This is a genomic window from Bradyrhizobium sp. C-145 (assembly GCF_023375135.1).
GTDB lineage: Bacteria > Pseudomonadota > Alphaproteobacteria > Rhizobiales > Xanthobacteraceae > Bradyrhizobium > Bradyrhizobium zhanjiangense.
The window spans coordinates 6,472,231-6,484,345 of the sequence record NZ_CP088150.1; the positions used below are offsets into that span (position 1 = coordinate 6,472,231).

Annotated in this window: 9 protein-coding genes and 2 pseudogenes; 4 read left to right on the top strand and 7 right to left on the bottom strand. The window is 59.6% G+C overall.

What is annotated here, in order from left to right; translation table 11 throughout:
- Positions 1–46 precede the first annotated feature (46 nt).
- The 5 genes and pseudogenes from tnpB to LRP30_RS30525 form a co-directional block, all read right to left on the bottom strand.
- Positions 47–397 carry an IS66 family insertion sequence element accessory protein TnpB gene (gene tnpB / locus LRP30_RS30505; protein WP_249757165.1) on the bottom strand — a complete coding sequence of 117 codons (351 nt, stop codon included), beginning with the start codon at positions 395–397 and terminating at the stop codon, positions 47–49.
- 212 nt (positions 398–609) lie between these two features.
- Positions 610–798, bottom strand: a pseudogene (locus tag LRP30_RS30510) (transposase); the annotation flags it as partial.
- Between the two features lie 434 nt (positions 799–1,232).
- A complete protein-coding gene (locus LRP30_RS30515) occupies positions 1,233–1,499 on the bottom strand; it encodes a hypothetical protein (protein ID WP_249757166.1) in 267 nt (88 codons plus the stop codon).
- Between the two features lie 337 nt (positions 1,500–1,836).
- Positions 1,837–3,207: a pitrilysin family protein gene (locus tag LRP30_RS30520; protein WP_249757167.1), complete on the bottom strand. Its 1,371-nt coding sequence runs from the start codon at positions 3,205–3,207 to the stop codon at positions 1,837–1,839.
- Complete coding sequence (locus LRP30_RS30525; RefSeq protein WP_249757168.1) at positions 3,204–4,523, bottom strand: pitrilysin family protein; 1,320 nt, start codon at positions 4,521–4,523, stop codon at positions 3,204–3,206. The genes LRP30_RS30520 and LRP30_RS30525 overlap by 4 nt, the downstream gene beginning before the upstream one ends.
- A 1,065-nt stretch (positions 4,524–5,588) precedes the next feature.
- Here LRP30_RS30525 and LRP30_RS30530 point away from each other — a divergent pair.
- The 3 genes and pseudogenes from LRP30_RS30530 (at position 5,589) to LRP30_RS30540 (ending at position 8,636) form a co-directional block, all read left to right on the top strand.
- Positions 5,589–6,977 (top strand): acyl-CoA dehydrogenase family protein, encoded by a 1,389-nt coding sequence (locus LRP30_RS30530; RefSeq protein ID WP_249757169.1) that lies wholly within the window; start codon positions 5,589–5,591, stop codon positions 6,975–6,977.
- Positions 6,978–7,562: 585 nt separating this feature from the next.
- A pseudogene (locus tag LRP30_RS30535) lies at positions 7,563–7,756 on the top strand (transposase domain-containing protein); the annotation flags it as partial.
- Between the two features lie 805 nt (positions 7,757–8,561).
- Positions 8,562–8,636 (top strand): hypothetical protein, encoded by a 75-nt coding sequence (locus tag LRP30_RS30540; RefSeq protein ID WP_249761862.1) that lies wholly within the window; start codon positions 8,562–8,564, stop codon positions 8,634–8,636.
- A gap of 467 nt (positions 8,637–9,103) precedes the next feature.
- On the opposite strand, the gene LRP30_RS30545 is transcribed toward LRP30_RS30540, so the two are convergent.
- Complete coding sequence (locus tag LRP30_RS30545; RefSeq protein WP_249757170.1) at positions 9,104–9,643, bottom strand: YopT-type cysteine protease domain-containing protein; 540 nt, start codon at positions 9,641–9,643, stop codon at positions 9,104–9,106.
- Positions 9,644–11,133: 1,490 nt separating this feature from the next.
- On the bottom strand, positions 11,134–11,322 hold the full coding sequence (locus LRP30_RS30550; RefSeq protein WP_249757171.1) for a hypothetical protein: 189 nt from the start codon (positions 11,320–11,322) through the stop codon (positions 11,134–11,136).
- 415 nt (positions 11,323–11,737) lie between these two features.
- Here LRP30_RS30550 and LRP30_RS30555 point away from each other — a divergent pair, with 415 nt between their 5' ends.
- Complete coding sequence (locus LRP30_RS30555) at positions 11,738–12,040, top strand: hypothetical protein (RefSeq protein ID WP_249757172.1); 303 nt, start codon at positions 11,738–11,740, stop codon at positions 12,038–12,040.
- Positions 12,041–12,115 lie beyond the last annotated feature (75 nt).

A 12,115-nucleotide genomic window follows, 5' to 3' on the forward strand; every position in this document is an offset into this window, starting at 1 on the left:
ATCGTACAACAACTCTGCATGAATGACGAACTACTCTTGATAAGGATCAACCAGCTCGTGCTGGCTGATCCACAACACGCATTGGCACACGCTTCCAGTCTGAGCCATCGAGCAGCACCGAGAGCTGAGCATGAGATAGCGGCATGACGCCTTCCTTGATCGGCGGCCAGGTGAATTGCCCCTCGATTCTCTTGTAGTAAAGGACAAGGCCGCTTCCGTCCCAGGTCAGGATCTTCACGCGATCTCGGCGCTTGGAGCGGAAGATATAAAGTCCGCCGTCGAACGGATCGGCTCCAAACGCCTCGCTCACCAGCATCGCCAGTGAGTCCATGCCGCGACGGAAATCGACCGGCTGCGTCGCGATCCAGATCGACAATCCGGGTCGCAGCCCGATCATCGGCAAACCGTCCCGACTGCCGCCAGCACCTCGCACAGCGCCCGCCGGTCGACCGTCCCCCTGACACGGATGCGAACCGCGCCGACCTCGATCTCGATTGCCGCCTGCTCCTCACACGACCGTAATTTGCTCCCGCAGCCGGTGATCGCGACCGGCACAAAGCCAGGTGGCACGTCTCCAGCCCCACGCTCCGCGACCTTCGCCCGCGTCGTTTGACGACGCCACAGAAACAACAGGCTTGGGCTGATGTCATGTCGCCGCGCCACCGCGGACACGCTTGCACCCGGCGCAAAACTCTCCGCGATAATCGCCCCCTTCGCATTGGTCGACCAGCGTCGGCGCCGGCCGGTCCCGGTGATGATCTCGACACGCTGCAGCGTGTCGGCGCCGTCTTCGAGGATAGGTGTATGCCTATCCTTATCGCTATCCTTACGACTATCCTTTGACATGCAGGCCTCGTGACTAACCATTCCACGAGATCTTCCTAACCCACCAGATCAGCCCTCAGCCCGTGGTCCCGGGATGACGCTCACGAAAAAACACCCGAGCGTGACGACGCCGCAGCTCGGAGCAAGATCCGCGATACTTGTAGAAAAGAACGCGTCTTTTTAGAGTAATGGGGGCACATGTGCGACGGAAAAACCCTGGCACCGCGAGAGCCTGAGTACTTTAACTCTCCGGAATGAGCCGGTTCGAGAGGTCCGCAAGTCTAGGGCCCGCTTATCAATGACCGAAATGGCGGAAAACTCTCGGCCCACAGGTTTGCCCTCGAGCACTGCTTGAGCTGCATAACTAAAGCTGCCTCCGGGCTCGTGAAAAGGTTCAACGAACTCTTCTAAGCTTTGGTGATCGGCCTGATCCGGCGCAGCAGCGAATTAGCATATTCCTCGCGCTCGCGCATGAAGCGCTCTTGGTGCGCTTTGAAGCTCTCGACCCGCTTCCTAATTTGATCGCGTTCGCTGCCACCATAGTCGGGCAGGCTGACGCCATCCCGGTCGATGACTTCTTTCAGTTGAGGCCGGGGCTGCCCGATCTCCACCTTCAGCGCGAAAGCCATCGCTTCAGCGACGAGCGCATCGAGTTCGCTCTTCCAATCACGCATCGACGCTCTCCCGCGCAGTACGGCCCGCTACACAAGCCGCGACGTGGCCCGGACGCTGGTGGCGACAAAGGGCAGCCCAATCCTCATCCGCTTCTCGTTGAAGGAGGCGCCGACGATACTGCCGGCGGCCCTCCGGGTTCAAAATGCTCATTGTCAACAAATGCAGTCTAGCCCCGTGCCAGCGATCCTCTAGAGACAAAATGCATCGTCTCCTTGTTTTGCCGTTGAGAACGCTACGCGGCGCGATGCGGTTTCCGCTGGGCCGCGAAGCGCCACATATCTTACAGATGGGAGGTGCCGAACTCGACTTATGGAGCTCTGCTGGCAATGAGGCACTTCAGTCCGACTTCGGCGGGGTCGCTGCGGCGGGCTGCGCAGCCTGGGGTGCCCGGCCGACGACGACGGTAAGGAGGCCCTGGTCCCACAGGCGCTTCGCGGCGGCCTTGGCGTCGTCCAGCGTCACCGCATCGACGATGGCGTTGCGCTTCTCGATATAGTCGATCGGCAGCTTGTCCTGCTGATACTGCAACAGCGCCTGTGCCAGCTTGGAGGAGGTGTCCAGCGCCAGCATCTGCGAGCCCTTGAGGTAGGACTTGGCCTCATCGAGCTCCTTCTGTGTCGGGCCCTCCTCGGCGATGCGGCGGACTTCCTTCTCGATGGCGTCGATGGTGTCGCCGGCGCGGTCGGCGCGCGTGCCGGTATTGCCGATGAACAGCGCCGAATGCTCCATCCACAGCAGCGATTCGTATACGGAATAGGCCAGCCCGCGCTTCTCGCGGACCTCGCGATAGAGCCGGGAGGACAATCCACCGCCGCCGAGGATGTGGTTGACGACATAGGCCGCCATGAAGTTGGGATCGCTGCGCTTCACGCCGGGGCCACCGAAGGTGATCACGGTCTGCGGCACGTCGAGCGTCACGAAGGCGCGTTGCGGCGGCTTTGCGGCCTCGACGTCGGGGACCGGCGTGAGGTTGGCCTTGGCGGGCAGGCTACCAAAGGTGTGGTCGAGCAGCTTGCCGAGCGTGGCCGGATCGACGTCGCCGACGACCGCGATCTTCAGCCCATCCTTGGCGAGAACGCGGCCGACATAATCCTTCAAGTCGGCGACCGTGATGGTGGGCACGCTGTCGAGGTTGCCGTTGGTCTGCCGGCCGTAGGGGTGATCGCCGAAGGCGACCTCGAGGAACTTGCGGCTCGCCAGCGATGTCGGATTGGTGGTCTCGCGGCGCAGCCCCGAGATGACCTGCGAGCGGATGCGCTCGACGTCGGCCGTGTCGAAATGCGGCGAGGTCAAAGCCATCCGCAGCAGATCGAAGGCCTCGTCCTTGTTGTCACGCAGCATGCGCAGGCTGCCGCGGAGGGTGTCGCGGGTGGCGTTGAAGGAGAGCTCGATGGCGCGGCGGTCGAGCCGTTCATGGAAGGTCTTGGAGTCGAGATCACCGGAGCCCTCGTCGAGGAGGTCGCCGACGAGGTTAGCGACGCCCGACTTGTCCTTGGGATCCTGCGCCGAGCCGCCGGCGAAGGAATATTCCATGGCGATCAGCGGCACGGTTGCGTCCTGCACGAACCAGGCTTCGATGCCGCCCGGAGAGGTCAGATGCTGGATCTTTGCGGCTGCATGCGACGGCGAGACCGCAGCCAGTGCGAGGGCCGCGCCGGTGACGAAGGATAGCGCGAAGTGACGCGCGCGGAGGAAGGGATAGGTCACGAACGCTTCTCCTCGCGCTTGGCGGTGGCGGTGTCCTTGATCAGATAGCCCGTCACCGAGCGCTTCTTCTCGAGCCATTTTTGCGCAACGGCGCGAACCTGCTCGGCAGTGACTGCGCGGATGCGATCAGGCCAGCTGCGGATGTAATCGGTGGACAGGCCTATCGTCAACGCGCTGCCATACAAGCTCGCCAGCACCGCATGATCGTCTTGGGCGTAGATTGCCCGGGCGATGAGCTGGGTCTTGACCCGCTCGAGATCCTCGGCGCCAATCGGCTTCTTTACGATGTCCGCGATGATATCATCGATCACCTGTTCGACCTCCGCGAAGCTGACACCCTGCTTGGGCGAGGCCGAGATCGAGAACTCGCTCGGGTCGAGCGAGATGTCCCAATAGCTGGCGCTGGCCGAGACCGCGAGCGGTTTGTCGACGACGAGCGCGCGGTAAAGATAAGAGTTGTAGTCCTTGCCCATCAGTTGCGCGAGCACGTCGAGGGCCGCGCTCTCGCCGGCTGCGGCGGTCATCGCCGAGGGCACCACATAATGGCGGTGCACGCTGGGCTGCTCGACCCGCGGGTCGGCCAGCGTGACGGTGCGCGGGGCGGCCGGCTCCGGCTCCTGCGGACGAATGCGCCGCGCTGGGATGGTGGGCTGCGCCGGGATGGAGCCGAAATTGCGCTCGACCAGCGGGCGGATTTCAGCGGCGTCTACATCGCCAGCGATCACCAGGATCGCGTTGTTCGGCGCATAGAAGCGGCGGTAGAAAGCCAGCGCATCCTCGCGATCCAATTTTTCGATCTCTTGCCGCCAACCGATGATCGGCCGTCCATAGGGGTGATTGAGGTAGAGTGCCCTCTGAATTTGCTCGCTCAGCCGCGCCGCGGGGCTGTTGGCGACGCGCATGTTGCGTTCTTCGAGCACGACGTCGCGCTCGGGCAGCACGTTGTCGTCCTTGAGCACGAGCCCGGTCATGCGATCGGCCTCGAATTTCATCACGGTCGGCAACTGCTCGCGCGGCACGTGCTGATAGTAGTTGGTGTAGTCGACCGAGGTTGAGGCGTTCTCGTTGCCTCCGGTGCGATGCACTGTCTGGGAGAATTCGCCGACCGGGTGTTTCTCGGTGCCCTTGAACATCAAGTGCTCGAGGAAATGTGCGAGCCCCGATTTGCCCGGCGTTTCGTCTGCAGAGCCTACCTTGTACCAGATCATCTGCGTCACCACGGGTGTGCGATGGTCCGGGATCACAACCACCTGCAGGCCGTTGTTAAGCGTAAAGCTGGAGAGCGGCACGGAGCTCGAAGGAGCCTCGGCTGACATGCCATCTGTCAAGAAGGCGCTGGTCAGGACCAGCGCTAGAAGGCACGCAACCGATCGAGATGAAGATGTCGACAGCCTTGACAGCACTCGAACTGGAACGAAAGCACGGTGGGGCGGGTGGTTGGACGCGGCATGGTTCGTCCGCCGCTGGAGCGGCACGAGTTTTTGCAAGCTCCATTGCAGTTGTTTCTGGATGAGGAATGGGATCATGATCAATATCATCTATCTGCTATTCCATGCTTTGGATATCGCCAGGTCGCGCTTGCTCGAGGGTATTATCCTGGTCCGGCGGCGTCGCCGGCCAACCCAAAGCATTAGTCGTGCCAAGAAGGAACTCTTTGAATTACAACTTTGTCGCCCAAAGCAGCCTGTGCGCATCTTCACAATCGTCGCACCTCGGACACGGTGCGCGCGCTTTGCAACAAGTCTGGCTATCGAGAGGTCTCTTGCTTGCGGAGCGGGGTTGGACCCGCCTAGCGCTTGCTAGTCTTGAGCGACAGATCATTTCGGTTCGTTGGTGCTGCGCGTATGTCCGCGCTAAGCCGAACAGCCACGGAGTGGCGGTGAACATGATTTAAAATGCCATATGTCACGTATCGCCTCGCTATGCTGGCGATCGGTCCATGACGGATCTCCCCCCAGGCGGCTCTCTTTGGGACGAAACACCAATCGACAACCTGAGTGAGTCCTGAGGAGAATGGGAGGTCACCGAAACGAGCGTGCGCCTCCGATAGGTCATATCGACAAGACGCATCTTGATGGGAGCCCGCGCGGCGGCCGCAATAAATGCCGTTCCAGACAACGTGCTTATACTGCGCCTGCATCCACACTATACCAATGTGTAGCCGAGCTAGCCACGGGGATGAATTGGCACTAAGCGCGGCCGGGATCATTGTAGGCCTTATGGATATGTACACTCAGGTTTACGCCCAATGCGGGGAGGCGCAGGAACGCACAGCTGAAGGCCGTGCAGATGCACTATACTCTAGTTTGATCGCTGACCTCAGTCAGCTGAATTTCGCAGACGCGGATGACCGCCGAGCATTCCCTCCGACCCTACACAGCATGTTGGCAAAGCATGGACTGTTCGGGCTCACCACACCAGGAGAGCACGGCGGATTAGCTCTTCCCTTGCAAGAGGCTATCAACCTCATCTCCGCCACTGCATCCTTCGATGTCTCCGCTGCCTCTACGCTCGTTATCCATAACTTCCTGGCCTTGCCCTGCATCGAAGCGGCACCGCACATCCCCGAACAAAAGAATATCATTTGGGGTGCAACACGCGGCGATCTCTGCGCTTTCGCTTTGACGGAGCCTGGAGCTGGTTCTGCCCCGAGGCATATAGAGGCTTCGGCTCTCATGCGCGAAGATAAAGTTCGTATCTCTGGCCGCAAGATCTGGATCGGCCTCGCTGACTGGGCTCGCTGGATCGTTTGCTTTGCACGCGCGTCTGGTCCCGATGCGAAAGGTCGGCTCGTTGGTGTACTCGTTGACAGGCAGGCTCCAGGCCTGAAGGTAACGCACGAGCATCGCACACTGGGTCTACGCGGCATTATTCAGAATACTCTGGAGTTCCAGGATGTCGAGGTGCCGCGTGCTTACGTGCTCTCTCGCGATCAAGACGGCTGGGGCGCGGCGGCATCTAGTATGAACCGCGGCCGTATCGGTGTGGCTGCTATGGGTCTTGGAGCGCTTGAGCGCGCTATCCAGGTCGCAGCCTCTTATGCAAGCCATCGTCGACTCGGTAAACTGCGCATGATCGAGAACAGCTACATCGAGCAGTTATTTGGGCAGATGGTGCTGCGGCGGGAAGTCGTGAAGGCGATGCTGGCCGCATCCTGCCGACTTGTTTCAGCGCAGGGCGCGCCCAACGTCCACCTTGCGTCGGCAACGAAGGTTTTGTCCTCGGAGTGGTGCGGCCTTGTCGCTGATCAATGTGTCCAGCTGTTAGGTGGCCGTGGTTACGATGAGGGAACGCCTTTAGCCAAGATCTATCGAGACGCTCGCATCCTCCGCATCTTCGAAGGTCCCACTGAGGCGCTCCTATCACATCTCGGTCGCTGCCTCCTCTCTAAAGCCACGCGTCACGAGATAGCCGATCTGTTTCGGTCTGTTGGTGCGGCATCAGTCCATGCTGCTGCAATTGAGGAGCTCTCTGCGCTCAATGAGACAGACGGTGCCGTGCTGATCTATGCGGGTTGGCTCACCACGCTGGGACTGGCACAGGCTGTCATGTCTGCTGGTTGCTTCTCTGCCTCAGATTGCACCGCAGCAGCGGCTGACCTGGTCAGTTCGGAACTAGCAACTCTCCGTACTCGCGCGCCGGCAAGGCAATCTTTCGAAGGCCGCAATCGGGCCAGTCGAACCCTGACCACCTTCCTTCAAGACGCGGCTCGTTCGATTCGCTCACCTGTCCTCACAGACGATTACCTCAAATTGTTGCAGTATGTCTGACATCTAGCGGATGCCGCACGTCTTTCCACGTAGTGGTGCCGCGCGCGACGACGCAGCTGCGGAAAGCCGAGGCGTCCCTGAGCACTGCCACCTCTGAGTCCGGCAGGCTCTGCTATGAGGGCCTAACCCAAGCTCGCTCCCGGGCAGCGCGCGGCCGCAGCAAAGGCTTGCGCGTTCAGGAGGAGCCGGCCCCCCTCCTCGACCGGCTGCCGCTCGACAACGGTGGACCGCCTCCATGAACCCATGAACTCGAGCACGTTCCGACCCTTGTCCATGATGGCCAGCCACCGTTTCGTGGTCCCCCATGGTCGATGCTGACGCCACAGTGCTTTTGCGCCTGGCGACTGCGCGATAGGGATGCGTCTTCTGACTTTTCTCGTAATGCGCCCGAGAAACGCCATCTACCACACGAGTGCCGCCCCACACTGAAAAGCCCAGGCCCTTCATCCTTGGTCCTGTAACGCTCCGTTGCGACGCCGGCGTCAAAGCGCATGCTGCAACGCGATGGCCGCCATGACCTAGCCAGTGCCGCGAGGCTTCTGTTATTTTGGGCATGAGCGGCCAAGCCAGATATACTGAACCCCATCAGCCATGTGTAAGCGGTCTGATGGTCTGGCTTAGGGCGCCGAACATTGGGCCGTCGTCGCAACCCTGCTCGAGACTTGAAAAATCAACGACGTCGCCGCCTGACAAGGATCGTGAACGGACATCCAAACCGCGACACTGACCAGTTACTGCCCTGGGCCTACCGAGCTCAAGCCTTCAAAGCCGTGGCCTGAGAACGACGCTTACGTCCTACCTGAATGTGCGGTCCGTCTTTACCGGCACGCCAACGTCAACTTGGTCGATCCGAGCAGGGCGGATGTGCTAGCTAGCGGCGGTGGTAATCGACACTGGCAGTGATCGGGGGCTTCAGGTCTGTCAACAGCATCGGGCGATCCGCTGGCCAGATGGTGGGTTCCAGACAGAGGGCATCGACCCGCACCAGCCGCTTTTCGTTTTCTGAATCGCGTCGGGTTTCGTCAGCTTTCGGAAAGCTAGTCCGCGTACAACGCCGTTGAGGTTAGCGGCGCGTGGTAGGGACAGCGCTTGCCCTGTGTATGCGTGGGGCTTTTGGGCGCCGAGTCACGTTTCTGCTAACTTCAATCAGTAGTGCGGGCGTGGCAGGGACAGCGTCTGATCCATCCCAGCCCGACCAGCGCCGAGTCGCGCCCGCGCTGCTTCCGATGTGAGACTGGGATCATATCCAAGCCACCGGGAGACGGTCTTCCAGATCAAGCTTAATAGCCAGCTTGCGCCCGCTCCGCGGAGTGGAGCTTCACCTCGCATTATTCGGGGCAAATGACCTTCTAGTCCAGCTCGGCGCAAAGCTGGAACAATTCCAAAGAGATATGGATCAGGCTTGGGACATCGCTGACGGTTTGTTTGAACCGTGAGGCTTAGAACGAACACAGTGCATAGTGTTATCACTGAGTCGGTTCGAGGCTTGAGGACTTCACCAGAACCGGACGTCAGCGGAAGTGCAGCGACGAGAAGGAGCAGATTGTTGCGGAGCTCGCGGCAAGCGTCGACTCGGTTTGTTCGGTGGTGCGACGGCATGCATTGCCGCCGCACCAGCTGTTTGGCTGGCGACGTCAGTGGAGAAGAGGCCTGCGATGATTCCGAAGCAGACGAACTACAGCTTGTGCCGTCTGTGGTGGGTGCCTGGTGCCCGCTCTTAGCCCTGAGTGCAAGCGGGGCGTAAGGGATCGAAGCCCACACGAGGAACTCAGCCAGCTTTCAGGCAAGCTCTAACGGGCCCTCGTCCCGCTTGAGTGCAAGCCCCGGCCATTTGGCTTTGACGCGCAAGGGCACGAGCTCATCAACCTGTGATAGGCTAGCCTCTATCTCTGAACATTCGCCCCCCTCGGTGCACTACTTTCCGAGAGCTTCCGTCGAGCGTACCGCTCCCAACATCTGAAGGGCCGCGGTGAGCTCCGGTATCACGTCGGGCGCACGTTGAGGGCGGCAAAATCCGTGTTCCCGGCCGTGGTGCTGCACTGTCAGAGGCGATGCGGCCGTCCAGTAACGAACACGAAAGGATCCGCGCGTGGGATCGGCAAGGTCCGTTGGAACATCCGAAACACTCACGTCATCCTTTGTGTGACGACCGTCGATATATCAAGTCTGTTCGGCGGGTTGCTGTAACGGTCGGCAAGACTTTTGAACAGATCACTCATCTGATCTGACCGAACAGTAAATTCTCCATAGTTAGGATCAAAGAGGGTCGTCATTCCGTTCGATGTCGACGTTGCGATCATGTGGGCACCACCTGCGGCGAAACGCAAGCTGACCAAGTAGATCGATGGATCGTGGGTGACCTCGTTCACGATCTGGTCAATGCGCGAAGATGTACCAAACCTATATCGCGTTTGTTCGGCCGACGGCTCTAGGCCGGCTTCGCGTAACATCGTGCTTCTTGCCTGAAGGTTGTGAGAACCTTCCGCCCTATCGCTTCGCAACAGAGTCTTGAGGTCTTCGTACCGCTGCTGCCGCACTGCCGCTGAGCTGTGATTTTGAGTACCCGAGCGCAGCGCCCTCATCCGGGATGAAGGGCTGCTTGGGAGATTGAGGAGCCACTCCGCTGCCAATCCAACGCAGATTCCGTTGACATTGGCTTCGGGCAATTCAGCAGTCCTGTATTCGAACAGAGGACGGATAGGCCTCGCTGGAGAGGATGGATTTGAGCTGGAGGATAGAGAGGATGTGCTGGGGTCCGAGGTGCTTGGAGTGTAAATGTTTGCATCTGAGGTATGTGGCTTGCTGCAGCAGAGCCCCATTTTGTCAGACAATTCCCCGGATGGCGCGCTCTCCCGTTGAGCGAGATCCGTCAGTGTTTGCGCAAATTCGCTACTGTCTGCCGACTGACTCGGTTCGTCAGTTTGATTTGGGCGCGTGGATTGGCCACTAACTCGATTATACATGCCGGTTCGCCTGCCTCTTCAGCGTACGTTTCGTCAAAGCTAGCGCGGGCTGCTTACACCCTGCCTGCGAATGATATTCGCGGCAAGCTGACGACAAGCTGACAACCAGATAAGCTCGAGAAGCTACTGCCCCAGCTGGCTATTTGGTGACTCGACCGTCTCTGCTCACCAGCCCCGCTCCAGATGCGGGGTAGTGGGCGACGAGCTAACGGCTCTTGCACAGCGACCGGTAGGCCTAGCTTGAGCAATTCCGGATGCAGTCAGGGGTGACGGCGACCCCGCCTGGTGGCCGAGGCGGGGCCTGGACATACGAGACATCTCTTGAACCGGATCAGTGCACTGTCAGCGGCTCTCTTTCCTGACAGCAGCGAATTCAGCTCAGCCCACCCTGCGCACACTGCAACAGGCGATCGGTCCTGACATATATCCGCTTGTGACGCCTCATTCCGGCGGTGCTGAACCGGTGCTTCTGCACCCGCTCGGCCTCATCTTCCGCTCGGATATCGTTAACTCGGCTCATCATGCTGTCGCGCTCATCCGCGCAAACAACATTGCCGCTTCTGATGGCCCTAGCCCAACGATGCCTACAAAGCTCGGCGGCGGCATTGGGATGTCCCGATGAGTGGGTCTCCACAGGTGCAGGCAATATCGGCTGTTATTCACATACTGCGAATGTGGCGGATGCAGTTGCATGACGCACTCCTCTTCATCCCAGAACAGGTCTTTGACAAAGCACATCTCGTCCCAATTCGGACAGCGCCGCGGCGTCGAGACGGCGACATGCTCCCAGCCAGGACGGACTAGTCCACTTATCTTGAGTTCACACCCGCAAGGCCCCTGCACAAAGAACAGACCGCAAGGGCCTGATCCCGGAACGGTAGCGAACTGGCCGTATTGCACGCGGCCGGCCTCCAGCTTCTCTATGATCTGTGCTCGCACGCCCCCTCCTTTGCCTCTCGGATGGCCTTGAATTCGACGTAGATGACGTTGTCTCGCAACTCATCAACCGGCTCGGTCTTCGGCCCAGTGTTCCTATGCCACTCTTCAGCGAACCATCCGAGAAAGCTGCAGATGTCCATCATCACTCGTTCTCCTGTTATTAATCTTCTAACGCTCGCATTGTGGCCGACGAACGCTCTCAAGGGCCGCCGATTGCCTGACTATGAGCCGTGCAAGATCTAAGCGATGGCGAATCAGCCCGCGGATTGCACCTTCGCGCTCTTGGTGGCCCGACGGGTTCGCTCACCGGACAACTGCGTCTTCGAGCCCCTCTCATGCGAAGCATCTTGCTCATCGATGCCAGCCAGTGCTGGCCGCACATCGCCGAACAGAGCGCGCGCATCAGCAACAGTAATATATGCCATCGAGCTTTCGCGCTTCAAGCAAGCGCTCGTGCCCGTGCCCATTCATGTCTCATGGCGATCTGCTTGAGTACATGAAATCGACGGCTCTTGGCCCGTCAACTCGTCTTCAATGAATCGATCGTCATCATGGCATGCTCCCTATAATGGCCTTTGACATCTACATTCCATGATGGCCTCGCAAAACCAGTGGCGGCACCAGGTGACGCTTCGCGGCGATAGTGCTGCTTCGTGACTCGTACTTGATCATTCGCAGCCGTCCCGCCGGGCTCTGAAACAGAGCCAATGCGCCATCTATGTGACCACGATTGAGTTGTATGGGGGCCGGATCGCCTGCCATCTCGCTGCCTCCTTGCAAGCTAATGATTAGAGAAAATGATTAGTCGATTTCATTGACTGCAACAGGACCGTCGGCCGATCTTCCCGTGTAACTACGATGCAACTCCTAACGCATTGTTTCCGGTATGGCGCTCGCGAAGCGCTCACCCTTTTGCTGCTAATGCGAGTGTTGTCTTTCAGACGTCGACGTCGCGAATCCGACCACGGGCAGCGACTCCGTGTCGCCAACGCCGACAGCCGCGCTTTTTCTTCTATCAAAGCGAAGCCGGAACTTCTCCGTCGTGGCATGCAGATTGCTGTGGTGACGGAACGCGACCTCCCTGTACCGACGATGCGCGAGCATATCATCGGCCGGATGCTCGCCGCGCAACAAACAAGGATTCTGATACTCGCGCTTTGAAAGAGGACTGCGACGTTATGAGCGATACGAAGCATGCAAAGCCTGGCGTTTTTCCGTGGACCAGCGCAGCGTGTG